The organism is Streptomyces microflavus (assembly GCF_014650075.1).
Classification (GTDB): Bacteria; Actinomycetota; Actinomycetes; order Streptomycetales; family Streptomycetaceae; genus Streptomyces; species Streptomyces microflavus.
The window spans coordinates 819698-844251 of record NZ_BMUG01000002.1; the positions used below are offsets into that span (position 1 = coordinate 819698).

The 24554-nt window shown below is 70.9% G+C and carries 20 protein-coding genes, 6 tRNA genes and 1 riboswitch; of the genes, 17 read left to right on the forward strand and 9 right to left on the reverse strand.

The window, feature by feature from the left end; genetic code table 11:
• Positions 1 to 27 precede the first annotated feature (27 nt).
• Positions 28 to 1101: a phosphoribosylformylglycinamidine cyclo-ligase gene (gene purM / locus IE264_RS08825; protein WP_031126290.1), complete on the forward strand. Its 1074-nt coding sequence runs from the start codon at positions 28 to 30 to the stop codon at positions 1099 to 1101.
• A gap of 213 nt (positions 1102 to 1314) precedes the next feature.
• Here purM and IE264_RS08830 read toward each other — a convergent pair whose 3' ends face one another.
• The gene (locus IE264_RS08830) at positions 1315 to 1572 is read right to left on the reverse strand and encodes a DUF3073 domain-containing protein (protein ID WP_031126291.1); all 258 of its coding nucleotides are present in this window, start codon (positions 1570 to 1572) and stop codon (positions 1315 to 1317) included.
• Positions 1573 to 1853: 281 nt separating this feature from the next.
• Entirely contained in the window at positions 1854 to 2936 is a 1083-nt protein-coding gene (locus tag IE264_RS08835; protein ID WP_032760113.1) for a Leu/Phe/Val dehydrogenase, read from the reverse strand.
• Positions 2937 to 3110: 174 nt separating this feature from the next.
• On the opposite strand from IE264_RS08835, the gene IE264_RS08840 reads away from it, so the two are divergent.
• Complete coding sequence (locus IE264_RS08840) at positions 3111 to 3974, forward strand: DUF8083 family protein (protein WP_032760261.1); 864 nt, start codon at positions 3111 to 3113, stop codon at positions 3972 to 3974.
• Between the two features lie 698 nt (positions 3975 to 4672).
• Positions 4673 to 4879 (forward strand): developmental transcriptional regulator BldC, encoded by a 207-nt coding sequence (gene bldC, locus IE264_RS08845; protein ID WP_003949541.1) that lies wholly within the window; start codon positions 4673 to 4675, stop codon positions 4877 to 4879.
• Positions 4880 to 5489: 610 nt separating this feature from the next.
• Here the strand turns inward: bldC and IE264_RS08850 are convergent.
• The 3 genes from IE264_RS08850 to hrpA form a co-directional block, all read right to left on the reverse strand.
• Complete coding sequence (locus tag IE264_RS08850) at positions 5490 to 5777, reverse strand: DUF6274 family protein (protein ID WP_032760112.1); 288 nt, start codon at positions 5775 to 5777, stop codon at positions 5490 to 5492.
• A 172-nt stretch (positions 5778 to 5949) separates the two neighbouring features.
• Positions 5950 to 6024, reverse strand: a tRNA-Asp gene (locus tag IE264_RS08855).
• A gap of 114 nt (positions 6025 to 6138) precedes the next feature.
• Positions 6139 to 10086 carry an ATP-dependent RNA helicase HrpA gene (gene hrpA / locus IE264_RS08860; RefSeq protein WP_032760110.1) on the reverse strand — a complete coding sequence of 1316 codons (3948 nt, stop codon included), beginning with the start codon at positions 10084 to 10086 and terminating at the stop codon, positions 6139 to 6141.
• Between the two features lie 183 nt (positions 10087 to 10269).
• On the opposite strand from hrpA, the gene IE264_RS08865 reads away from it, so the two are divergent.
• The 3 genes from IE264_RS08865 (at position 10270) to IE264_RS08875 (ending at position 12469) form a co-directional block, all read left to right on the forward strand.
• Positions 10270 to 10680, forward strand: coding sequence for a hypothetical protein (locus IE264_RS08865; protein WP_032760108.1), 411 nt, complete (start codon positions 10270 to 10272; stop codon positions 10678 to 10680).
• A 62-nt stretch (positions 10681 to 10742) separates the two neighbouring features.
• A complete protein-coding gene (locus IE264_RS08870) occupies positions 10743 to 11606 on the forward strand; it encodes a DsbA family protein (protein ID WP_051822036.1) in 864 nt (287 codons plus the stop codon).
• Positions 11603 to 12469 (forward strand): cytochrome c biogenesis CcdA family protein, encoded by an 867-nt coding sequence (locus IE264_RS08875; RefSeq protein WP_032760107.1) that lies wholly within the window; start codon positions 11603 to 11605, stop codon positions 12467 to 12469. The genes IE264_RS08870 and IE264_RS08875 overlap by 4 nt, the downstream gene beginning before the upstream one ends.
• A 42-nt stretch (positions 12470 to 12511) precedes the next feature.
• Here the strand turns inward: IE264_RS08875 and IE264_RS08880 are convergent.
• The 4 genes from IE264_RS08880 to IE264_RS08895 all read right to left on the reverse strand — a co-directional run bounded on the left by IE264_RS08880 (position 12512) and on the right by IE264_RS08895 (position 14468).
• Positions 12512 to 12585 (reverse strand) — tRNA-Phe (locus IE264_RS08880).
• A 21-nt stretch (positions 12586 to 12606) separates the two neighbouring features.
• Positions 12607 to 12681: transfer RNA gene (locus tag IE264_RS08885), tRNA-Asp, on the reverse strand.
• A 38-nt stretch (positions 12682 to 12719) separates the two neighbouring features.
• Positions 12720 to 12792: transfer RNA gene (locus tag IE264_RS08890), tRNA-Glu, on the reverse strand.
• Positions 12793 to 12872: 80 nt separating this feature from the next.
• Positions 12873 to 14468, reverse strand: coding sequence for a metallophosphoesterase family protein (locus IE264_RS08895; protein WP_032760105.1), 1596 nt, complete (start codon positions 14466 to 14468; stop codon positions 12873 to 12875).
• Positions 14469 to 14625: 157 nt separating this feature from the next.
• Here IE264_RS08895 and IE264_RS08900 point away from each other — a divergent pair, with 157 nt between their 5' ends.
• The 11 genes from IE264_RS08900 to IE264_RS08950 all read left to right on the forward strand — a co-directional run bounded on the left by IE264_RS08900 (position 14626) and on the right by IE264_RS08950 (position 24546).
• Positions 14626 to 14976 carry a metallopeptidase family protein gene (locus IE264_RS08900; RefSeq protein ID WP_015610126.1) on the forward strand — a complete coding sequence of 117 codons (351 nt, stop codon included), beginning with the start codon at positions 14626 to 14628 and terminating at the stop codon, positions 14974 to 14976.
• On the forward strand, positions 14973 to 15449 hold the full coding sequence (locus IE264_RS08905; protein WP_032760103.1) for a FluC/FEX family fluoride channel: 477 nt from the start codon (positions 14973 to 14975) through the stop codon (positions 15447 to 15449). The genes IE264_RS08900 and IE264_RS08905 overlap by 4 nt, the downstream gene beginning before the upstream one ends.
• On the forward strand, positions 15446 to 15820 hold the full coding sequence (locus tag IE264_RS08910) for a fluoride efflux transporter FluC (RefSeq protein WP_015610128.1): 375 nt from the start codon (positions 15446 to 15448) through the stop codon (positions 15818 to 15820). Before IE264_RS08905 ends, IE264_RS08910 begins: the two co-directional genes overlap by 4 nt.
• Positions 15821 to 15982: 162 nt before the next feature.
• Positions 15983 to 16561, forward strand: a complete 579-nt coding sequence (locus IE264_RS08915; RefSeq protein WP_015610129.1) for a hypothetical protein — start codon at positions 15983 to 15985, stop codon at positions 16559 to 16561.
• A 239-nt stretch (positions 16562 to 16800) separates the two neighbouring features.
• On the forward strand, positions 16801 to 19227 hold the full coding sequence (locus IE264_RS08920; RefSeq protein WP_032760102.1) for a DEAD/DEAH box helicase: 2427 nt from the start codon (positions 16801 to 16803) through the stop codon (positions 19225 to 19227).
• Positions 19228 to 19444: 217 nt separating this feature from the next.
• Positions 19445 to 19518: transfer RNA gene (locus tag IE264_RS08925), tRNA-Lys, on the forward strand.
• Between the two features lie 192 nt (positions 19519 to 19710).
• Positions 19711 to 19784: transfer RNA gene (locus IE264_RS08930), tRNA-Met, on the forward strand.
• A 113-nt stretch (positions 19785 to 19897) separates the two neighbouring features.
• A complete protein-coding gene (locus tag IE264_RS08935) occupies positions 19898 to 20644 on the forward strand; it encodes a MerR family transcriptional regulator (RefSeq protein WP_032760101.1) in 747 nt (248 codons plus the stop codon).
• A gap of 199 nt (positions 20645 to 20843) precedes the next feature.
• On the forward strand, positions 20844 to 22016 hold the full coding sequence (locus IE264_RS08940) for a PP2C family protein-serine/threonine phosphatase (protein WP_043974643.1): 1173 nt from the start codon (positions 20844 to 20846) through the stop codon (positions 22014 to 22016).
• 210 nt (positions 22017 to 22226) lie between these two features.
• A riboswitch (cyclic di-AMP (ydaO/yuaA leader) is annotated at positions 22227 to 22378 on the forward strand.
• Between the two features lie 12 nt (positions 22379 to 22390).
• The gene (locus tag IE264_RS08945; RefSeq protein WP_032760098.1) at positions 22391 to 23434 is read left to right on the forward strand and encodes a M23 family metallopeptidase; all 1044 of its coding nucleotides are present in this window, start codon (positions 22391 to 22393) and stop codon (positions 23432 to 23434) included.
• Between the two features lie 167 nt (positions 23435 to 23601).
• Positions 23602 to 24546: an aldo/keto reductase gene (locus IE264_RS08950; RefSeq protein ID WP_032760256.1), complete on the forward strand. Its 945-nt coding sequence runs from the start codon at positions 23602 to 23604 to the stop codon at positions 24544 to 24546.
• Positions 24547 to 24554: the final 8 nt, after the last annotated feature.

Below are 24554 nucleotides of genomic sequence, written 5' to 3' on the forward strand. Positions count from 1 at the left end.
GTATCTCCACACGAAAGATCCCAGGCCATGTCTGAGACAACAGGTGCTTCCTACGCGGCGGCCGGAGTCGACATCGAAGCCGGTGACCGCGCCGTCGAGCTGATGAAGGAGTGGGTGAAGAAGACGCAGCGCCCCGAGGTCGCGGGCCTCGGCGGACTCGGCGGCTTCGCCGGCCTCTTCGACGCCTCGGCGCTCAAGCGCTACGAGCGCCCGCTCCTGGCCTCCGCCACCGACGGTGTCGGCACCAAGGTGGACCTGGCGCGTCAGATGGGCGTGTACGACACCATCGGCCACGACCTCGTCGGCATGGTCGTGGACGACCTCGTCGTCTGCGGGGCCGAGCCGCTCTTCATGACCGACTACATCTGCGTCGGCAAGGTGCACCCCGAGCGTGTCGCGGCCATCGTGAAGGGCATCGCCGAAGGCTGTGTCCTCGCGGGCTGCGCCCTGGTCGGCGGCGAGACGGCCGAGCACCCGGGTCTCCTCGGCCCGGACGACTTCGATGTCGCGGGAGCCGGTACGGGCGTGGTCGAGGCCGACCGCCTGCTCGGCCCGGACCGTATCCGCAAGGGTGACGCCGTCATCGCGATGGCGTCCTCCGGTCTTCACTCGAACGGGTACTCGCTCGTCCGCCACGTGGTCTTCGACCGGGCCGGCTGGACGCTGGACCGCGAGGTCGAGGAGTTCGGCCGGACGCTCGGCGAGGAGCTCCTGGAGCCCACCCGGATCTACTCGCTGGACTGCCTGGCGCTCACCCGCACGACCGAGGTGCACGGCTTCAGCCACGTCACCGGCGGCGGCCTGGCGAACAACCTGGCCCGGGTCGTCCCGGACGGGCTGCACGCCACCGTGGACCGCTCCACCTGGACGCCCGGCGCGGTCTTCGACCTGGTGGGCAAGGCCGGGAACGTGGAGCAGCTGGAGCTGGAGAAGACGCTGAACATGGGCGTCGGCATGATCGCGATCGTCCCGGCCGACTCGGTGGACGCGGCGCTCACGACCCTGTCCGACCGCGGGGTCGACTCCTGGGTCGCCGGTGAGATCACCGACCGCGGTGACCACGCCACGGGCGCCGAGCTGACCGGCAGCTACGCACGCTAGGCCGTACGCCGTGTGGTGTGCCGGGCCGCCCGGCACACCACGAGAGGGCACGGCGGAGCCGGTCCGGGACAGCCCGCTCGTCGGCGCACTCCGGGCACTCCGGATCAGGACACGAAGAAGCGCCGGACCGGGACGTACGGATCCGGTCCGGATCGGGACACACAGAACCCGGCCCGGGGCAGGCCCGGACCGGGTTGATGTGTCAGCGCGAGGTCAAGCGCCGCGGCGCTGCGACGAGGGGCCGGACTGATCGTCCTGATCCTCGCCATCGTCCTCGTTGTAGCGATCCGCGTACTGTGCGTACGGGTCATCTTCCTCGTCGTCGTCCTCGAACGGCTCGGCGTTCGGTGGCTGACTCGAAGGAGATGCGCCCAGCTCATTGGCCAGACGCGACAGGTCCGTTCCGCCGCTGCTGTACTTCAGCTGGCGGGCGACCTTGGTCTGCTTGGCCTTTGCCCGGCCGCGCCCCATGGCTCGACCCCCTCGGTGACGGGGCTCGACGGCCCCAGAGTCTTGACACGCGTTCATGTTTCAGGACGGACTCTCGACAGAGAGACCGCGCCCGTAGGGCTTTAACGGTACCTGCTTCCGTGGCCATACGGTACGCCGCCCGCGTCTTGCGCCCCGGTACAGGGCCAGTGAGGAGCCCCGTCCCCGCTGGTCAACTGCGATTTTAACCTCTTCTTGGCGGACGACCCGCCGACCGGCGTGAGTCTTGTCTCCTGCCGGCCGGCGGGCCGCCCGCGTGCGCGTCAGCGACCGCGCGCCTCGGCCATCCGCTGCTCGGCGATCCGGTCGGCCGCCGCGGCGGGCGGAATGCCGTCCGCCTTCGCACGTGCGAATATTTCCAGCGTGGTGTCGAAGATCTTCGTCGCCTTCGCCTTGCACCGGTCGAAGTCGAACCCGTGCAGCTCGTCGGCGACCTGGATCACGCCGCCGGCGTTGACCACGTAGTCGGGTGCGTAGAGGACCGACCGGTCGGCCAGGTCCTTCTCGACACCCGGGTGGGCCAGCTGGTTGTTGGCCGCGCCGCACACCACCTTCGCCGTGAGCACCGGAACGGTCGCGTCGTTGAGCGCGCCGCCGAGCGCGCAGGGCGCGTAGATGTCGAGACCCTCGGTGCGGATCAGCGTCTCGGTGTCCGCCACCACGGTGACCTCCGGGTGCAGATCGGTGATCCGGCGCACCGACTCCTCGCGTACGTCGGTGATCACGACCTCGGCCCCGTCGGAGAGCAGGTGCTCGACGAGGTGGTGGCCCACCTTGCCGACCCCGGCGACGCCGACCTTGCGGCCGCGCAGCGTCGGGTCGCCCCACAGGTGCTGGGCCGAGGCCCGCATGCCCTGGAAGACACCGAACGCGGTGAGGACGGAGGAGTCGCCGGCGCCGCCGTTCTCGGGGGAGCGGCCGGTGGTCCAGCGGCACTCCCGGGCGACGACGTCCATGTCGGCGACGTAGGTGCCGACATCGCAGGCGGTGACGTACCGGCCGCCGAGCGAGGCGACGAACCGGCCGTAGGCCAGGAGGAGTTCCTCCGTCTTGATCTTCTCCGGGTCGCCGATGATGACGGCCTTGCCGCCACCGTGGTCGAGTCCGGCCAGGGCGTTCTTGTACGACATCCCGCGCGACAGGTTCAGCGCGTCGGCGACGGCCTCGGCCTCGGTCGCGTACGGGTAGAAGCGGGTGCCGCCGAGGCCGGGGCCGAGGGCGGTGTTGTGGAGGGCGATGACGGCCTTGAGGCCGGTGGCACGGTCCTGGCAGATCACGACTTGCTCGTGACCCCCCTGATCCGAGTGGAACAGGGTGTGCAGGACGCCGTTAGTCACATCGGTCACTGTGGTGACTCCCAAGTACGAAGCGGCGGAGGCTCTCCTAGGGGTGGGGAGAGCCCCGGACCGACCGGCACGGCCGGTCCGATGGGCAAGAGCGTAAGTCCTCCGGCGGCGCGGATCTGCCCCCGTGCGGAGGATCACCCCCTGGGGGTGTACGCGCGTGGCACGATGCGCTGCATGTCGGTGGTGTCTTCAGTGGTCGTCCCTTACACGTCCTACCTCCGGGTGTACGAGCCGCTCGCCGCCTTCGCGGAGCCCGAGCGCAGTCACTGGGCCCGTTACGCCCGGCGCCCGGTGCTGCCCACCGCCCAGGACGAACTGCGCCGCTCACTGGCCGACCTGGTGCCGACCCCGCCGGTCGGGGTGCCCGTCCACGAGAGCGGCGACGCGTTCGTGGCGGAGCTGGACGGGGTGCTGTGCGTCTGCCCGTGGCGGACCCGGCTGCGGGCGTGGCTCGCACTGGAGGAGCTGGAGGGGCCGGGGGAAGCGGGGGGAATGTTTCCGGCCAACGTGCTGGACGTCCTGCTGCCCGCCGTGGTGCGGGACCAGGCGCGGGCGGACCACGAGCGCTGGCAGCGGCACAACCCGGACGCGCGGCCGTGGATCCGCACCACGGTGTGGCAGGTCCCGGTGCGCTGGTTCGTCCTCTTCCGCGACGAGGAGCGGGAGTACGCGGCGGCGGACGGCGAGGGCGGGGAGCCGGTGCTGCGCTACCGCACGCCGATGGTGGAGGCCCGGCGCCGGCTGGCCCGGGGGCTGCGGACGCTGCGCGAGAGCGCCGCCCAGGGACCGCTCACCGAGGGGCTCGTGGATGTGGGGCGCTGGCTGGAGGAGTTCCATCCGCGCTCTCTCGTGGAGCTCGACTACGGCGGTCTGGTGCACGCGCTCTCCGCGGAGCAGCTCGCCGGGGACCGGTCGGCCGCGGATGTGGCGGAGGGGCTCGCCGCGCTGGGCACCGGCGACAGCGAGGGCGCCGGAGAGGCGTACGCACGGCTCGCGGAGCGGTGGCGGGCGGTCCGGGACCGCCAGTTCACGAACTGACCGGCCCGTCGGTCGGTCCGTTCACCAATTGACGTGAAAAGGCCCACAGCGGCATCAACGTGATGGAACCGGGGCATCCTTCATCCAGGACGGACCGGAAGTCGGACCGGGCGGGAAGGAGGGGTGCGGGAGTCCGGTGGAGCAGTCGGCCGGATCGCCAGGGTGGAGGCAGCGAAGGGCGGCTGACGGGTCGTGAACCTGCGTCCCGTGTGGCACGTGGGGTGGGTGAGGCGGAAGAGTACGCCTCAGGAGCCGGGACCTACGTCCCGAACCGGGCCTTTGCCTCAAGCGTGATGGATAGCACTAACGGGGCCCTTGCGCTCATCCCTACTCCTCGTGCCAAAATAGGACAAGGAGTCCGGGGAGGGCTCCTTCTGTCCAAGTAAGGGCGGAATACTCAGCATTGCACGCTATGGGGGGTCTGATGACTCCTGATCGCTCTGTGACTGATCGTCACGGTGGTGTGACTGTCCGCTATGGCATGGTCCATCGGCTTCCGTCGCTGATGAACACCTGGGAGGGCAATTCCATCGGTTTGGCCGACGCGGCTGGACGGATGGTGTAGTTGTAGTGCCGAGGACAAGCCGTTCGTCCTATAACCGACTCGGCCCGCGTCCGCCATTTCGGGCAACGCGGGTCAAGGTGCAGAATTTAGAGGAAAGAACCGAGAAGGTTCGGTTCTCCCGAGGAGGCCGCTCATGACCGCTCGCACCCCTGATGCCGAGCCGCTGCTGACCCCGGCTGAGGTTGCCACGATGTTCCGCGTGGACCCGAAGACGGTCACCCGTTGGGCCAAGGCTGGCAAGCTCACGTCCATCCGCACGCTCGGTGGACATCGCCGGTACCGCGAGGCAGAGGTCCGCGCACTGCTTGCGGGTATTCCGCAGCAGCGCAGCGAGGCCTGACACACCCCTGTCACGCAGCGCAGCAGCAGTAACAGCATCACAACCGGGCAGTCGTCAGGTCCCCCAACCTCCGGCCGCCCATACATAGCTCCATTCGACGGACGCCTGCCCCAACGGGCGTCATACCTGTGTACGGGTGCGTCGTTTCGATCGCGCTGGACTCCGCCGGGTCCAGCGCGATCTTTTTATGTCCCGGTGCTCTGGGCCGGCAGCGTCCCGCCGGGCCTCTCGTGCCCCCGTAAGCCGCTCGTACACCCTCCGAGGGGCCCGCAGAACGGGTGACCGATAACCGGGTGGTCGGTCGGCTTCCAGGCCTTCCAGGGCCCGCCGGCGGATCGCCCGCCCGCCCGTCCCGGCGCCCTTCGTGGGTCTGTGAGCGGGTCTGTGCGGGAGTGTGGGTGAGCGTCCCGGACTCGGTGGGACAGCCCCGGACGGAACGGTCCGGCCGAACGCTCGGGCCGGTGCAATTGCACATATTAAATTCGCCAGTTGTAGGACAGGCGTAAAGTGCCCCGGTCTGAAAACTCTTTCGGTGACACCCGTCACACTGCCGGATGCTTGCCAACTACGAGCCTGCCACTGTCCGGACGCGGAATCACCCGGCCGATGGTCATGAAGCGGCGGGCCTTTCGTCCTCGCCCCCGTCCGGCTCCACGGCGGCGCCTGCCGCGGCCGCGGGGCTTCCGGTGCGGTTCCGGGGCTCCTGCGGCTCGTCCGGAGCGCCTGGAGCCGCCCCGGACGCCTGTGCGTCCCGGTCGCCGTCCCCGGGCTCCATGGCGAGGCGCAGCAGCCGGTGGCAGACGGGGCAGTGGCGGGTGAGGTGCCCGTAGCCGTAGGCGGCCGCCAGATGGGCACGGAGCAGTGCGCGGGTCTCGTGTCGTGCTGTGGACGCGGACATACGAGCCACCTCCCGGTGAGCCCGGCCGTCCCCCGCCGTAGGAAGCGCCGAGGGAAACAGGGACAGCCTCTGCTCTACGGGGTACCCGTGGCGGGAGGAGCCGTCAAGGGTGCGAGGAGCCGTCAGGACGCGAGAAAGCCCGGATCGAAACGATCCGGGCTTTCTCCTACTGCGGTCCTGACGGGATTTGAACCCGCGGCCTCCACCTTGACAGGGTGGCGAGCACTCCAAACTGCTCCACAGGACCAGGTTTTCGCTGCTGCCTTGCGGCTGGCTGCGAAACCAGACTGTACAGGAGGTGGGAGGCCCAGGTCGACTTCACTCCTGGTGGTGACACCGTCACCGCCCCACCACCCCTGTCTCAGGGCGCGAGGGCGTCGATGGCCTTCACGATCCGCTTGTCGGAGACGGGGAACGCGGTGCCCAGAGCGTGCGCGAAGTAGCTGACCCGCAGCTCCTCGATCATCCAGCGGACGTCGAGCACCTCCTGCCCCACCGGCCGCCCCTGCGGGAGCTGTTCGAGCAGCCACGCGTACTCGTCCTGCATCTCGTGGACCTTCGCCATCCGCGTGGTGTCCCGCTGGACGGCCGTCGGCATCTGCTGGAGTCGCCGGTCGGCCGCCACGAGGTACCGCATCAGGTCCGGCAGTCGGCGCAGTCCGGTCGCCGTAACGAAACCGGACGGTACGAGTCTGGCCAGTTGCTCCCGTACGTCGGTGACGTTGGCGACCAGCGTCAGGCTGTTGGTCGACTTCAGCCGACGCTCGCAGGCCTGCCAGGCGGCCAGGATCTGCTGCACCTGGTCGATCGTGCGGACGGTCAGGTCCACCAGATCGGCGCGCACCTTGTCGTACAGCGTCCGGAACGCCTTCTCGTCCCACGCCGGGCCGCCGTGCGCGGCGATCAGCCGGTCGGCGGCGGCGGTGGCGCAGTCCTCGAAGAGGGCCTGGACCGAGCCGTGCGGATTACGGGACAGGGCCAGCTTCTGCTGGTTGGAGAGCCGGTCGGAGGCGAACTTCGCCGGGTTGACCGGGATGTTCAGCATGATCAGCCGCCGGGTCCCGCGCCACATGGCCTGCTGCTGCTCGGCCTCGGTGTCGAAGAGCCGTACGGCGACGGTCTCGCCCTGGTCCACCAGCGCCGGGTACGCCTTCACCGGCTGCCCGGCCCGGCGGGTCTCGAAGACCTTGTTCAGCGTGCCGATCGTCCAGTCCGTGAGGCCCGAGCGCTCGATGGACTCGCCGGAGGGCCCGGCGGTCGCCGCGGCCGCCTTGGAGAGCGCCTGGCGGGCCTTCGGGCGCAGCTGGAGCTTCAGCGCCTCCAGATCCTTGTCCTCGGCGACTTTGCGGCGCCGCTCGTCGACGATCCGGAACGTGATCTTCAGGTGGTCCGGGACCCGGGAGAGGTCGAAGTCGTCCGCCGTGACCGGCACCCCGACCATCCGCTGGAGCTCCCGCGCCAGGGTGAACGGCAGCGGCTCCTGCAGCGGCACCGCCCGGTCCAGGAACTTGTCCGCGTAGTCCGGCGCGGGGACGTAGTGCCGGCGGATCGGCTTCGGCAGCGAGCGGATCAGCTCGGTGACGACCTCCTCGCGCAGCCCCGGGATCTGCCAGTCGAAGCCCTCCGAGGTGACCTGGTTGAGCACCTGGAGCGGGATGTGGACGGTCACACCGTCCGCGTCCGCACCGGGCTCGAACTGGTACGTCACCTTGAACTTGAGCTTCCCCTGCCGCCAGGAGTCCGGGTAGTCGTCCTTGGTGACGGCCCCGGCCTTCTCGTTGATCAGCATGGAGCGCTCGAAGTCGAGCGCGTCCGGCTCCTCGCGCTTCTTGTCCTTCCACCACGAGTCGAAGTGCGCCCCGGAGACGATGTGCTCCGGAATCCGCTGGTCGTAGAAGTCGAAGAGCGTCTCGTCGTCCACGAGGATGTCGCGGCGCCGGGCGCGGTGCTCCAACTCCTCCACCTCGCCGAGGAGTTTGCGGTTGTCGTGGAAGAACTGGTGGTGGGTGCGCCAGTCGCCCTCGACCAGGGCGTTGCGGATGAACAGGTCCCGCGAGGCCTCCTGGTCGATACGGCCGAAATTGACCTTGCGCTGGGCGATGATCGGCACGCCATAGAGCGTGACCCGCTCGTACGCCATCACCGCGGCCTGGTCCTTCTCCCAGTGCGGCTCGCTGTAGGTGTGCTTCAGCAGGTGCTGGGCCAGCGGCTCGATCCACTCCGGCTCGACCCTGGCGTTGACCCGCGCCCAGAGCCGGGATGTCTCCACCAGCTCCGCCGACATCACGAACCGCGGCTGCTTCTTGAAGAGCGCCGACCCGGGGAAGATCGCGAACTTGGCGTTGCGCGCGCCCACGTACTCGTTCTTCTCAGTGTCCTTCAGCCCGATGTGCGACAGCAGCCCGGACAGCAGCGAGGTGTGCACCGCCTGCTCCGGGATGGACTCCTCGCCCTTGGGCTCCTCGACGGCGATGCCCATCTGCTTCGCGACCGTACGCAGCTGCGCGTAGATGTCCTGCCATTCGCGGATGCGCAGGAAGTTCAGATACTCCTGCTTGCACATCCGGCGGAACGAGGACGAGCCACGCTCCTTCTGCTGCTCGCGGACGTAGCGCCAGAGGTTCAGGTACGCCAGGAAGTCGGACGTCTCGTCCTTGAACCGGGCGTGCTGCTGGTCGGCCTGCGTCTGCTTCTCCGCGGGCCGCTCGCGCGGGTCCTGGATGGAGAGCGCGGCGGCGATGACCATGACCTCGCGGGCGCAGCCGTTCTTGTCGGCCTCGATGACCATCCGGGCCAGCCGCGGGTCGACGGGCAGCTGGGAGAGCTTGCGGCCGAGCGGGGTGAGTCGCTGCCCCTTCTTCCCCTCCCCCGTGGACTTCTCGCCCTGCTCCAGCGCCCCCAGCTCCTGGAGGAGCTGCACGCCGTCCCGGATGTTGCGGTGGTCCGGCGGGTCGATGAACGGGAACTTCTCGATCTCGCCGAGACCGGCGGCGGTCATCTGGAGGATGACGGAGGCCAGGTTGGTCCGCAGGATCTCCGGATCGGTGAACTCCGGCCGGGTGAGGAAGTCGTCCTCCGAGAACAGCCGGATGCAGATGCCGTCCGACGTACGGCCGCAGCGGCCCTTGCGCTGGTTGGCGCTGGCCTGGGAGATCCGTTCGATGGGCAGCCGCTGGACCTTGGTGCGGTGGCTGTAGCGGGAGATACGGGCGTTGCCCGGGTCGATCACGTACTTGATGCCGGGGACGGTCAGCGAGGTCTCGGCGACGTTGGTCGCCAGCACGATGCGGCGTCCCGTGTGGCGCTGGAACACGCGGTGCTGCTCGGCGTGCGAGAGGCGCGCGTACAGGGGGAGCACCTCGGTATGTCTGAGGTTCCGCTTGTTCAGCGCGTCCGCCGTGTCCCGGATCTCGCGCTCGCCGGAGAGGAAGACCAGGACGTCACCGGGGGCCTCGTGGCTCAGCTCGTCGACGGCGTCGCAGATCGCGGTGATCTGGTCGCGGTCGGAGTCCTCGCTGTCGTCTTCAAGGAGCGGGCGGTAGCGGACCTCCACCGGATACGTACGCCCGCTGACCTCCACGATCGGTGCCTCGCCGAAGTGGCGCGCGAACCGCTCCGGGTCGATGGTCGCCGAGGTGATGACGACCTTCAGGTCCGGGCGCTTGGGCAGCAGCCGGGCCAGATAGCCGAGCAGGAAGTCGATGTTGAGGGACCGCTCGTGGGCCTCGTCGATGATGATCGTGTCGTACGCCAGCAGCTCGCGGTCCGTCTGGATCTCGGCGAGCAGGATGCCGTCCGTCATCAGCTTCAGATACGTCGACTCCGGGTTCACCTGGTCGGTGAAGCGGACCTTCCAGCCGACGGTCTCGCCCAGTGGCGTCTTCAGCTCGTCCGCGACGCGCTCCGCGACCGTGCGCGCGGCGATCCGGCGGGGCTGGGTGTGCCCGATCATGCCCCGGACCCCGCGCCCCAGCTCCATACAGATCTTGGGGATCTGCGTGGTCTTCCCGGACCCGGTCTCACCGGCGACGATCACGACCTGGTGGTCGCGTATCGCCTCCAGGATCTCGTCCTTCTTCTGGCTGACCGGCAGCTCTTCCGGGTACGACAGGGCCGGCAGCCGGGCCGCGCGCACCGCGAGCCGTTCGGCCGCCTTGCCCGCCTCGGCCGCGATCTCGTCCAGCACGGACTGGCGGGCCTCGGGCTTGCGGATGCGGCGCGCTCCTTCGAGGCGCCGGCCGAGCCGGTTCGCGTCACGGAGCGAGAGCTGTCCGAGCTGGGACTGGAGATCGGCAAAGGAAGTAGACATACGGATCCCAGGATCTCACCCGGGCCCGAGGAGTGGCGACCTCATTTCGCGCGGACTGCGTCACGCGGAGGGGGAGCGGGCCGGCGGGCGACCGGTGACCGATGCGGCGGGCGCGGTCACGGCACGTACCATTTCGGGCAGTCGACCGCTCAGCCCGGTTCCAGCGCGAGAAAGGCCTGCCCCGTGTCCCGTACGCAGTGGTGCTGCCTGACGGCGCTGCTCGCGATCGTGATGGGGCTGCTGTGCGGGCCGATGGGCGCGGCTTCTTCTTATGCCGACGCGTCACCCCCTGAGGCTGCCGCGGTCACCGTCAGGGAAGCGGTGACGGTCGCGGCGGCCGCCCCGGCCCCCGTCATGGAGGCCCTCGACGCCGGCACCCCGGTCCCTGGATGCGGCAAGCCCGGCGACCACGACAGCGAGCCCGGTGTCCCGACCCGGGCCCGTGGAGCGTACGACCAGGCCCCCGGCCTCGCCCCGTGGGGGCTGCCCGCCGCGACGGGCGCCCTGCCGGCCGTGCCGCCGCCAGGGATACGGGTCCGGGCCCCCGTTCCCGCCACACCGACCCCCGTAGAGCTCTCCGTGCTGAGGGTCTAGGCCGGCACCCGCCCGACCTGCACCCTCACCTCTCCTTCCGCACCACCAGCACGGAGTGCCGCATGCCCCTGCCCAAGAAGACCTCGCCCAAGAAGACCTCGCCCAAGAAGACCTCGCCCAAGAAGTCCCCGTCCGGGAGTACGAAGCCCTCCTCCCGTAAGCCCCTCGTCTACGGCGCCGTGATCGTCGCCGCCGCCGCTCTCCTCGGCTTCGCCTCCTACAAGGCGACCTCCCCCGGCGACTCCTCCGCCACCACCTCCACCGCCCCGGCCGCCGAGGTCTCCGCCGATCCGCAGGCAGGCGTCTACCCCGAGCTCACGAAGCTGGCCCGCCGCGACGCGGGCGACAAGCTGGCGGTCGGCCGCGCCGACGCCCCCGTCGTCCTGATCGAGTACGCCGACTTCAAGTGCGGCTACTGCGGGAAGTTCGCCCGGGACACCGAGCCCGAGCTGATCAAGGAGTACGTGGAGGACGGGACCCTGCGCATCGAGTGGCGCAACTTCCCGATCTTCGGCGAGGAGTCCGAGAACGCCGCCCGCGCGTCCTGGGCCGCCGGGCAGCAGGACCGCTTCTGGGAGTTCCACGCGGCCGCCTACGCCGAAGGGGCGAAGGAGAAGGGGTTCGGCAAGGACCGGATCAAGGCCCTCGCGCAGCAGGCCGGGGTCAAGGACCTGGCCCGGTTCATGAAGGACCTGGACGGCCCCGACGCCCGCGCCGCCGTCGCGAAGGACCAGGAGCAGGGGTACGGGATCGGCGCCACGTCCACCCCGTCGTTCCTGATCAACGGCCGCCCGATCGCGGGGGCGCAGCCGAAGGAGACGTTCACGCAGGCCATCGAGACGGCGGCGGCGCAGGCGAAGACCACCGGCAAGGCGGGCAGCGACGCGTCCGAAGGCGCCGGGAACTCCGAGGACTCCGCGAAGTGACGCCGGACATCGGCTACTTCGCGGCCTTCCTCGGCGGACTGCTCGCCCTGGTCAGCCCGTGCAGCGCGCTGCTGCTCCCGGCCTTCTTCGCGTACTCCATCGACTCCACCTCGCGCCTGCTGGCCCGGACCGGCATCTTCTACGCCGGGCTCGCCACCACCCTCGTCCCGCTCGGCGCCGCCGGTTCGTACGCGGGCAGGCTCTTCTACGGCCACCGCGACGCCCTGGTGACGGGCGCGGGCTGGCTGATCATCGTGCTCGGTGTCGCCCAGATCGTCGGCCTCGGCTTCGCCTCGCGGCGCATCGCCGCCCTCAGCGGCCGGATCCGACCCACGACCGCGTTCTCCGTCTACGCCCTGGGCGCGGTCTACGGCCTAGCGGGCTTCTGCGCGGGCCCGATCCTCGGCAGCGTCCTGACCGTGGCGGCGGTCAGCGGCAGCCCGGTTTACGGGGGGCTGCTGCTGGCGGTCTACGCCCTCGGGATGGCCGTACCGCTCTTCGTGCTGGCCCTGCTCTGGGAGCGGTTCGACCTCGGCCGCCGCACCTGGCTGCGGGGCAGGACCGTCCGGCTCGGCCGGTTCGAGCTGCACACCACGTCACTGCTCTCGGGCCTGTTCTTCGTCGGGCTCGGCGCGCTCTTCCTCGTCTACGACGGGACGACCGCGCTGCCGGGACTGCTGGGGGTCGACGCCTCGTTCGCGGTCGAGCAGTGGGCGCAGAAGCTGGGCGAACGGGTGCCGGACGCGGTGCTGCTGGGGGCTGTGGTGCTGGTGGTGCCGCTGGCTCTCGGCGTACGGGCCTGGCGGCGACGCGCGGGCCGGCCGCGGGAAGAGGCGGCGGAGAGGGAGAGCGAGAAGGTGTGAGAACGGCGAAGGCCCCGTCCAGAGGACGGGGCCTTCGAGAGGTGGCTGGGGCCGGGATCGAACCGGCGACCTATCGCTTTTCAGGCGATCGCTCGTACCAACTGAGCTACCCAGCCACGCAGCCGCTGGGGCTGCAGCGGTCCTGACGGGATTTGAACCCGCGGCCTCCACCTTGACAGGGTGGCGAGCACTCCAAACTGCTCCACAGGACCAAGCAATGTGCGAAACAAGTCTCGCACACGGTGAAACGTGCCCCCAACGGGATTCGAACCCGTGCTACCGCCTTGAAAGGGCGGCGTCCTGGGCCACTAGACGATGAGGGCTATTGGCCCGCCTGTTCGCTTTGCAGCGCGTCGGGGACGTGAGAAGCATATGGGATGGGTGGAGCTATCGCCAAAACGGTTTACGGCGAGGGCGTCGGGCGCGCCGTAGAGCGTGTCGGGGAGGGTGTGGGGGCCGGGGACGAGGGGGCGTCCTTCTTCAGGTTCTCCTCCGGGAGATGGCGGCTGACCTCGGCGGTCGTCAGCCCGAGGCCGCCGAGCGTGATCTCGTCCCAGGCCTGGAGGCGGCGGGTCGAGCGGTCCAGGTAGAGCACCGAGGCGCGCACCTTCTCGGGCTTGTCGTTCTGCACCGCGCGCAGTCCGCCGCCGCCCGTGGAGCCCTCCACCTTCAGCCGCGTACCGCCCTTCAGCTGTTCGTTGATCCGGTTGTGGAGGTGGCCCGCGAGGACCAGCGGGACCGTGCCGTCGGTCTGCCGGGCGGTGTTCGGGTCATGGGCGACCGCGATGTCGACCGGGGTGCCCGCCTGCTCCTGGTCGCGGAGGGAGGTCGCCAGGCGCATCCCCTCCAGCTCGGCTGCCGCCTTGCCGCCGACCGGCTTGGAGCGGTCCGGGGTGAACTGGGCGTCGCCGGTGCCGGCGATCCGCAGCCCGGCCACGTTCACGGTCCGGCCGTCGTCCAGGACGGTGACGTTCCGGAGCTTCTCCAGATAGGCCTGCGTGACCATCGAGTCGTGGTTGCCGCGCACCCAGACGTACGGCGCCCCGAGGTCGCGGATCGGGTCGAGGAAGCCGTTCTCGGCGGCGGAGCCGTGGTCCATCGTGTCGCCGGAGTCGATGATCACGTCGATCTCGTACTGCTCGACGAGCGAGGCGATGATGTGCCAGGCCGCCGGGTTCAGGTGGATGTCGGAGACGTGGAGGGCGCGGATGGTCCCGGGGTCCGGCTGGTAGACGGGGAGCGTGGAGGTGGCGTCGTACAGCCGGGTGACGTTGGTGACCAGGCGGGCCAGCTCCTGCTGGTAGATGTCGAACTCGGTGACGATCGAGCGGGCGTCGCCGACGAGGGACGGGGCGCTGGAGAGCAGCCCGGAGAACTTGGGCTCCAGGACGGACTTCGGGTTCCAGGTGGCGTACGCGCTGACGCCCGAGGCGGCCAGCAGGGTCAGGGCGAGCCCGCCGGCGGCCAGGGCGCGGCGCGGGCGGCGGTAGACGACGAGACCGAGCGCGGTCGCCCCGGAGATCACGGCGACGCAGGAGCGCACGGCCAGCTCCCGGGTGCCGGCGGCGACGTCCCGGGTGACCTCGTCCTGGAGGCCGGAGAACCGTTCCGGCTGGTCCACCAGGGCCTGGGAGCGCACCGGGTCGAGGCGGTCCACGTCCACGTCGAGGCGGAGCGGGGCGATGTGCGAGTCCAGCTCCAGTGCGCCGAGCGGGGACACGTTGATCTTGCTGCCGCCGGTGAGGGACGGGCGCAGGGTCATGTTGGTGTCCATGGGGCCGACCGGCGTACGGATGGACCCCACGGCGAGCAGCCCGAGCCAGGCCCCGATCACGACGACGGCGAGCATGGAGAGGGCCCGGACGTACGGCTTCGGGGCGGAGCCCGTCAGGTCGCCGGGGGTACGGGCGGTGGTGCGGGCGGCGGACTTCGGGCGGGTGAACCGGGTGAGGCGGTGCCGGACGCGGTCGGCTGCGGCACGGAACGGGACGCGGACCATTGGGCCCGTATGCCCCGGTACGGCCCCGCCCATGCGGGGCGGCGGCCGCGGAGTGGATCAGGCATCGGCCGGGCGGTGGATCAGGTCCGGGCCGCGCAGGGGATCAGGAGCGGCCGCCACCTGCCCGCCGCGGGCCCCCGTACGTGACAATGGCGGGGTGCTGGAGATGACGCGGGAGCAGTTCGAGGAGCTGGTGAGCCAGGCTCTGGACCGGATTCCGCCGGAGCTGATGCGGCTGATGGACAACGTGGCGGTCTTCGTCGAGGACGAACCGGAGCCCGGCGACCCCGACCTGCTCGGGCTCTACGAGGGCACCCCGCTCACCGACCGCGGTGAGTGGTACGCCGGGGTGCTGCCGGACCGGATCACCATCTACCGGGGCCCGACCCTGCGGATGTGCGAGACCCACGAGGACGTCGTGGCCGAGACCGAGATCACCGTGGTCCACGAGATCGCCCACCACTTCGGCATCGATGACGAGCGGCTGCACGCCCTGGGTTACGGGTGAGCGAGCAGGCCCCGGAGGAGCTGCCGGAGCCCGGACCGCCCGCCGCCCCGCAGACGCGGGTGCTGGGCGCGGTCGCGGCGGGCGGCGCGCTCGGCGCACTCGCGCGGTACGGGGCCCTGGTGCTGTGGCCGACCGCCGATGGCGGCTTCCCGTGGACGGTGTTCGCGGTCAACGTGAGCGGCTGCGCCCTCATCGGCGTGCTGATGGTGCTGACCGTGGAGCGGGGCCGGGTGACCCACCCGCTGGTCCGGCCCTTCCTCGGGGTCGGCGTCCTCGGCGGGTTCACGACCTTCTCGACGTACGCGGCCGATGTCTCGGGCCTGCTGGTGCGTCAGGAGCTCGCGGTGGCCCTCGCGTACATGGCGGCGACGGTCGGGGCGGCGCTGGCGGCCGTATGGGCCGGAGCGGTGGTGACGCGGCGGCTGCTGGACCGGGGCGCGCGTGACGTACGTGACGGGGGGCGTGCGGCGTGAACTGGCTGCTGGTGGTGATCGGCGGGGCGGTCGGCGCACCGCTGCGCTATCTGACGGACCGGGCGGTCCAGGCGCACCAGGGGCCCGGCGTCGCGTACGTCTTCCCCTGGGGCACCTTCACGGCCAACGCGGCGGGCAGCCTGTTGCTCGGGATCCTGACCGGGGCCGCGGTCTCCTCCCCGGTGCACGCCCTGCTGGCGACGGGGCTGTGCGGGGCGCTGACGACGTACTCGACGTTCTCCTACGAGACCCTGCGCCTGGCCGAGACGGGCCGGGGCTTCCTCGCCGCGGCCAACGTGGTGGCGTCGCTGCTGACGGGGCTGGGGGCGGTGTTCCTGGGGGCGGAGCTGGCGGGCGGGTTCGGGGGGTAGGGCGTGTCCGCGGGGGCGGGCGGCGTTTCGGGCGTGTCTCCGGCGGGGTCCGGGGAGTTGGGCACGGCACGACACCACCGCGTACGGCGTGCTCCGTGAGGAAGGCGCCGTACGGCTCGTTCCGCTCTCCGCCCCGCCCCCCTCGCCCCGGAGGTGCCACCCGTGCGCCACTTGTCCGTCCCTGTCCGTTGGGCAGCCGTCACCGCGCTGACGATCGCCGCGTCCACCGGCTGTATGAGCGTCGGCGACGACGGCGCCAGGCCGGGGCCCTCGCGCTCCTCCGACCCGAAGGGCCAGGCCGTCGAGCCGAACGGGGAGACGGTCTCCGGATCCGGCGGGGCCGGGCACGGGGGCGGCGACGCCCACCCCCACTCGGACTCCGACCGGAAGAACCCGGGGGGCAGGCCGAGCCCGGAGGCGTCCGGCGCTGTGCCGTCGGCCACACCGAAGGGCCCGCGCCCCGAACCCGGCGCCCCGCAGCCCTCGCGCCCCGGCCATCCGCCGGCCCCGACGCCGTCGACGCCGGGGCCGGGGGAGCCGCCGCCGGTCGTGCCGGAACCGCCGACTCCGCCGCCCACCCCCGACCCGGGTCCTGACCCCGAGCCGGAGCCCACCGAACCCTCCGAACCACCCCCCTCCGCGTCGCCCGCCGCGCAGCTGCGGACGCAGGCGATGGGGGGTGCGGAGGAGGGCCGGCCGCTGCGGACCCCGGAGGCATCACCGCAGGTGGGGCCGGTGTAGCGGGGCGCTCGGAGGGGCCGGGTTGCGCAATGTGGTTGAGAGTGCGTATGGTAGTAGATCGTTTGATCCCATTGCCCGGCGCCGACACAGAAGAGCGCCGTGTGGCGCGTACTCTCCCTTGCCGTGGCTGGACCGCATTGAGGCGGTCGAAATTGCGAATCACGGAGTTACGGGCGCGTGCCGAGACTCCGGAAGGTTTCGCATTTCGCATGTCAATTTCCAGTTCTGACCACACCGTCATGCCCGAGAACATCGACAACGCCGAGCTCACCGAGCTCATCGAGGCCGCTGTGACCGAGGCCCCCGCCGGCGCCACCGCCGCAGCCGAGCAGGCTCCGGTGGCCGAGAAGGCCGCCGAGAAGTCCGTCGCCGACTTCATCGCGGACCAGCCGGCCGAGGTCTCCACCAAGACCGTCGAGGCTCCTGAGGCCGACGAGACCGACGCGACCGACGAGACCGACGCGGCCCCCGAGGCCGACGCGGCCCCCGAGGCCGACGCCGGAATCGACGCCGAGATCGACGCCGAGCCCACCGTCACCTTCGGCTCGCTGGGCCTGCCCGACGGCATCGTCCGCAAGCTCGCGCAGAACGGTGTGACCGCCCCCTTCCCGATCCAGGCGGCGACCATCCCGGACGCCCTGGCCGGCAAGGACATCCTCGGCCGCGGCCGTACGGGCTCCGGCAAGACGCTCTCCTTCGGCCTGCCGCTGCTGGCCACGCTCTCCGGTGGCTCCACCGAGAAGAAGAAGCCGCGCGGCATCATCCTCACCCCGACCCGTGAGCTCGCGATGCAGGTCGCGGACGCGCTGCAGCCGTACGGCGACGTGCTCGGCCTCAAGATGAAGGTCGTCTGCGGCGGTACGTCGATGGGCAACCAGATCTACGCGCTGGAGCGCGGTGTCGACGTCCTCGTCGCCACCCCGGGCCGGCTGCGCGACATCATCAACCGGGGCGCCTGCTCCCTGGCGAACGTCCAGGTCGCCGTCCTCGACGAGGCCGACCAGATGTCCGACCTGGGCTTCCTGCCCGAGGTCACCGAGCTGCTCGACCAGATCCCCGGTGGCGGTCAGCGGATGCTCTTCTCCGCCACCATGGAGAACGAGATCGGCACGCTGGTCAAGCGCTACCTCTCCAACCCGGTGACGCACGAGGTCGACAGCGCCCAGGGCAACGTCACGACCATGTCGCACCACGTCCTCGTCGTGAAGCCGAAGGACAAGGCGCCGGTCACCTCCGCCATCGCCGCCCGCAAGGGCCGCACGATCATCTTCGTCCGCACCCAGCTGGGCGCCGACCGCATCGCCGAGCAGCTCATCGAGTCCGGCGTGAAGGCCGACGCGCTGCACGGCGGCATGACCCAGGGCGCCCGTACGCGGGTCCTGGAGGACTTCAAGAAGGGTTACGTCAACGCGCTCGTCGCGACCGACGTGGCCGCCCGCGGTATCCACGTGGACGGCATCGACCTGGTCCTGAACGTGGACCCGGCCGGTGACCACAAGGACTACCTGCACCGCTCGGGCCGTACCGCCCGGGCCGGCAAGTCCGGTGTGGTCGTCTCGCTGGCGCTCCCGCACCAGCGCCGCCAGATCTTCCGCCTGATGGAGGACGCGGGCGTCGACGCCTCGCGCCACATCGTCCAGGGCGCGGGCGTCTTCGAGCCGGAGGTCGCCGAGATCACCGGCGCCCGTTCGCTCACCGAGGTCCAGGCCGACTCCGCGAACAACGCCGCCAAGCAGGCCGAGCGCGAGGCCGCCGACCTGACGAAGCAGCTGGAGCGCGTCCAGCGCCGCGCCGTCGAGCTCCGCGAGGAGGCCGACCGCCTGGTCGCCCGTGCCGCGCGCGAGCGGGGCGACGACCCGGAGGCGGCGGTGGCCGAGGTGGCCGCCGAGGCAGAGGCCGCCCTCGTGGCAGCCGCGTCCGTGCCGGAGCAGCCGGCCGCCCGTGACGAGCAGCGCCGCGACGAGCGGGGCAACTACGAGCGCCGCGACAACCGCGGTGGCGACCGTGGCGGCTACCGCGGCGGCAACGACCGCCGTGACGACCGCCCGTCCGGTGGCTTCCGCTCCGGCGGCGGCGACCGTCGGGACGACCGTGGTGGCCGTCCGTTCGAGCGCAGGGACAACGACCGCCCGGCGTTCAACCGTGACCGCCGTGACGAGCGCCCCGCGGGTGGCTCGGGTGGTTTCCGCTCCGGCGGCGGCGACCGTCGGGACGACCGTGGTGGCCGTCCGTTCGAGCGTCGTGACAACGATCGCCCGGCGTTCAACCGCGACCGCCGTGACGAGCGCCCCGCAGGTGGCTCCGGTGGTTTCCGCTCCGGCGGCAGCGACCGCCCCTCGGGTGGTTTCCGCTCCGGTGGCAGCAGCGACCGTCGGGACGACCGTGGTGGCCGTCCGTTCGAGCGCAGGGACAACGACCGCCCGGCGTTCAACCGCGACCGCCGCGACGAGCGCCCCGCGGGTGGCTCCGGTGGCTTCCGCTCCGGTGGCAGCGACCGCCCGTTCAACCGTGACCGTCGTGACGACCGCCCCGCGGGCAGCTTCCGCGCGGGTGGCACCGACCGCCCGACCGGCCGTCGTGACGAGCACCGCGGCGCCAACACCGGCACCAACACCGGTTCCTTCGGCCGCCGCGACGACAAGCCGCGCTGGAAGCGCAACGGCTGACCCCGCACCGGCCGACTACCGGCCGGGCAGGTCCGCCTGACAGACCGGCAGGGCCCGTACGCCACCGAACCGACTCGGTGACGTACGGGCCCTGTTGCTGTTCCCGGAGGGCGTGAACCGGCGCGAAACGGACAGCACGGGGGCGCGACAGGGCCCAAGACCGATACCGGATCGGCTGCCGGGACCGGGCGGGCTATGCTCGGGGGTGATGTTGCAGGGGCCGTTAGCTCAATTGGTCAGAGCAGCGGACTTTTAATCCGTTGGTTGTGGGTTCGAGTCCCACACGGCCTACCCGGAGCGGGTCTGGGTGCAAGCCCGTCACCCGCGAACGAGCGCCTTCATCCGGCCCAGGCCGGACGGAGGCGCTTCGACGTTCCTACGGGCTCAGGCGCCGCTCGCCCCAAGCACGGACCAGACCCGGCGCGGGCCGTAGGAAAAGTGGTCGGAGCTGCCGCTCCGATGGCGTAGAGTTGTGTTTACCGACGCGGGGTGGAGCAGCTCGGTAGCTCGCTGGGCTCATAACCCAGAGGTCGCAGGTTCAAATCCTGTCCCCGCTACTGAAGGCCCGGGCCCGGCACGCACAGCGTGCCGGGCCCGGGTCGTTTCCGAAGGCCGGGCGGGGATGTTCCGGCTTGACCTTGACGCAACGTAAAGATCTAGCGTTTCCGGTATGGAGTGGTCCATCCAGGAAATCGCCAGAAGAGCTGGCACCACGAGCCGCACGCTCCGGCACTACGGGGACCTCGGTCTCCTGGCGCCGAGCCGGGTCGGGAGCAACGGCTACCGCTACTACGACCAGGACGCCCTCGTCCGGCTGCAGCGCATTCTGCTGCTGCGGGAGCTGGGGCTGTCCTTGCCCGCGATCAAGGGTGTGCTCGAAGGACAGCGGGACACGGCGGTGGCGTTGCGGGCGCATCTGCGGCTGCTCGAACAGGAACAGGCGCGCATCGGGCGGCAGATCGCCTCGGTGCGGACCACTCTCCACAGGACTCAGGAGGGTACGGAACTCATGGCCGAGGAAGTGTTCGACGGTTTCGACCACACCGCCCACGAGCGCGAGGTGACCGAGCGCTGGGGTCGCGAGGCGTACGAGGAGGGCGACCGGTGGTGGCGTTCGCTCGGGGAGGCCGGGAAGAAGGCGTTCCTGGACGAGCACGAAGCCATCGCGCGGGACTGGGGGCGGGCCAGGGAGGCCGGGCTCGGTGCGGACAGTGAGCAGGCGCAGGACATCGCCCGGCGGCACTGCGCGTGGCTGTCGTCGTCCAAGGCGCCGAGCCGGTCGTACCTGATCGGGCTCGGTGAGATGTATGTCGCCGATCCGCGCTTCGGAAAGAACTACGATCGCTACGGGGACGGCACCGCCGCCTTCGTACGGGATGCACTGACGATCTACGCGGAACAACGGCTCACCGACTGACCGCGGGGAGCGAGGCGTTCCCGGCCGCTTCCCCCTATTTGGCCGATGACGAGTCGCCGCACGGCGCGGCTCCGGGAAGCCTGGACGGGGCGCGGTACCGTCCGCAGCCGTGGCCGGACCGGGCAGGAGTGCACAGGTGGGGATGGCGAAGAAGGGGCGCGGACGCGTGACGGGGAGCTTCGGCGTCCCGGGGCGCGGCATGTCCGGCTCCACGGGCCGGGGGAAGCCGGTGGTGGCCCGGAGCGCCGGTACCCGGCGGTTCGTCCGGCTGCTGCCGGTGCTGCTGATCGGCGGCGGGCTCCTCTTCGACTCGCTCGCCCCGCCCAACTTCACCGCCGTCCCCCTGTTCGTGGCCGCGCCGCTGATCGCCGCTCCCTTCTTCTCGCTGGCCAGTACGGTCCGTACGGGCGTGGCCGCCGTCCTCTCCGTCATCGCGATGCGGCTCTCCGACGGCACATCCACCCAGGTCGTCCCGGTCATCGAGATGATCACCGTGCTCACCGCCGCGGCCCTGGCCCTCGTCATCAACGGGGTGGTGCGCCGCAGCAACGAGCAGCTGGCCTCGGCGCGGGTCATCGCGGAGACCGCCATGCGGGCCGTGCTGCCGACCCCGGCGGAGCGGATCGGCGGGCTCCAGGTGGCCGCGCGGTACGAGGCGGCGCAGGCGGACGAGTTCGTCGGCGGGGACCTGTTCGCGGTGGCGGACACCCCGTACGGCGTACGCCTGGTCGTCGGCGACGTGCGCGGCAAGGGGCTGGACGCCGTCGAGGCGGTGGCTGTGATCATCGGGGCGTTCCGGGAGGCCGCCGAGCAGGAGCGGTCCCTTGAGGGCGTGGCCCAGCGGCTGGAGCGGGCGCTCGCACGGGAGGGGACGCGGCGGTACGGGCTGGACGCCATGGAGGGGTTCATCACCGCTGTGCTGGCCGAGATCCCGCCCGGTTCGGCCTCGCTGCGGCTGGTCAACCGCGGTCACCCGGAGCCCATCCTGCTGCACGCCGACGGAGCCCTGGAGGTCCTCGCACCGAGCGTGCCCGCGATGCCGCTGGGGATGGACCTCGGGGTGTGGCCCGACCGGTCCGACGAGTGGGAGCTGCCAGCCGGTTCGACGCTGCTCGCCTTCACCGACGGCCTCTCCGAGGCGCGGGACGCGAACGGGGCCTTCTACGACCCGGCGGCCCGGCTGCGCGGCCGGATCTTCCCCGGCCCCGAGGAGCTGCTCTCGGCGCTCACCGACGACGTACGGCTGCACACCGGGGGCCGGTCGACGGACGACATGGCGCTGCTCGCGGTGAGCCGGCCGGCGGAGGGACAGCCGCCGCGGCGGACGACGGTGAAGATCGTGGGCCGGGGCGATGACACGGTGCGTAACTGAAGAGCACCACTCCGCATAACATTTGACACACCATCAGAAAAAGAGGTGTGGGTGAGTGGTCGTCAAGTCGTCCGATTCGGGCCACTTGTGGGCGGTAAGTCCCCGCCGGAGCCGTTAATGATCAACAAGAACAGCTTGGAATCGGGCCCGTCTGTCTATTAACGTTCGATAACGCAGCGCGGTCGTCCCAGCCGTCGTCAGAGACGGCGCCGTGCGCGAGCGCCGAATCCCGCAAGGGAACCGGGGAACCACCTACATGGGGTGAATCGGACGCCTGCGTCTCGTGAGAGGCGGAGGGGCCCGTAGGAGACCTTCCTGCTCCGAACCCGTCAGCTAACCCGGTAGGCGAGAAGGAAGGAAAGGAGTGCGCCCACGTGGCGTCCAACAAGCCTGCCCCTGAGGCCCCGTCACCCTTCACTGCCGACGGTATCGGTGGCCCGGAGCGGACCTGGGAGGAGTGGAACCCCACCGCGGAGTCCATCCGTCCCGTCCGCGGCAAGCACCGCGTGGCCAAGCAGCGAGGCCTCGCCCGCAGCTCCACCGTCCTCGGGGTCGGCGTCATAGCGGCCGTCGGTGCGGGTGGCATGGCCACCGCCCAGAGCAAGCCGCCGGTCTCCATATCTCTTCCCGATTCCATCGCGGACAACCTCCCCGACGCCAAGTCCCTCCCCGGCGTCGGCGCTTTCATGTCCGAGGACGCCGAGGCCGCACCGCTCACCGCCGCACCGATCACCTCCGCGGGCATCACGTCCGCCGAGGCCGAGCAGGGCACCACCGACGCGGGCGAGGCCCTGCGCGCCCGGATCCTCCAGCAGGCCGAGCAGCAGCAGGCCAGCGCCGACGCCGAGGCCAAGGCGGCCGAGGAGAAGGCCGCGGCCGAGAAGGCCGCCGACGAGGCGAAGAAGCAGCAGGACGAGGCCGAGGCGAAGGCCAAGGCCAAGATCGCCGCCGAGAAGAAGGCGGCGAAGGAAGCGGCGGAGAAGAAGGCCGAGGAGGAGCGCCTCGCCAAGCTCCGTGCCAGCTTCACTCTGCCCACCTCCTCGTACACGATCACCTCGACCTACGGTCAGTCCGGCGCCATGTGGTCCTCCGGCCAGCACACCGGTCTGGACTTCGCCGGGGCGGCCGGTTCGCCGCTCAAGGCCGTGCACAGCGGCACGATCACGTCGGCCGGCTGGTCCGGTTCCTACGGCTACCGCACGGTCCTCCAGCTCGACGACGGCACGGAGGTCTGGTACGCCCACCAGTCCTCGATCGACGTCTCGGTCGGCCAGAAGGTCAGCACCGGCGAGACCATCGGCCGCATGGGCGCGACCGGCAACGTCACCGGTGTCCACCTCCACCTGGAGGTCCACACCGCGGGCGGGTCGGCCCTGAACCCGATGGCCTGGCTGAACAGCAAGGGCCTGAACGTCTGACCCCCCGCGTCCCCCCGGGCGCACGCACCACCCCCGGAACCCCGGCAGCCCTGACGCTCACCCCCCGACGTCAGGGCTGCCGGTCCGTCCGGCGGCGGGGGAGACAGGGCCTGGCGTACGTGGAGGCCGTGGAATACCCGGCGCCGCCGGTGCCGTTGAACACCCACATGACTTCTCTGCGCACCCTCGGCAACTCCGACCTCCAGGTCTTCCCCCTCTCCCTCGGCGGCAACGTCTTCGGCTGGACGGCCGACGAGGACCAGTCGTTCGCCGTCCTGGACGCGTACGCCGCGGCAGGCGGCAACTTCATCGACACCGCCGACGCCTACACCGCCTGGATCGAGGGCAACCAGGGCGGCGAGTCGGAGACCGTCATCGGCAAGTGGCTCGCCTCGCGCGGTAACCGCTCCGACATCGTGGTGGCCACCAAGGTCGGCGCCCACCCCGACTACAAGGGGCTCTCCGCCGCCACCATCAAGGGTGCGGCCGAGCAGTCGCTGCGCCGGCTCGGCACCGACCACATCGACCTGTACTACACGCACTTCGACGACGAGACCGTCCCGGTCGAGGAGATCATCACCGCCCTCGACCAGCTGGTGAAGGACGGCAAGGTGCGCCACATCGCCGCCTCCAACATCAGCCCCGAGCGCCTCCAGGCCTCCCTGGACTTCTCCGAACGCGAGGGCCTGGCCCGGTACATCGCGCTCCAGCCGCACTACAACCTGGTCTCCCGCGCCACCTACGAGGGCCCGCTCCAGGAGACCGCCGCCCGCGCCGGCCTCGCCGCCGTCCCGTACTTCGCGCTGGCCTCCGGCTTCCTCACCGGCAAGTACCGCCCCGGCGCGAACGTGGAGAGCGCCCGCTCCGCGAAGGCGGGCGAGCACCTGGAGTCGGAGCGCGGCCGCAAGGTGCTCGCCGCCCTCGACAAGGTCGCCACGGAACGGGACGCCGAGATCGCCACGGTCGCCCTCGCCTGGCTCGCCGCCCGCCCGACGGTCGCGGCCCCGATCGCCTCCGCCCGCACCGTCGAACAGCTCCCCGCGCTCCTGGCCGTGGCGGACCTGGAGCTGACGGAGGCGGAGCTGGCGGTGCTCACGGAGGCGTCGGCCTGAGCCGGCCC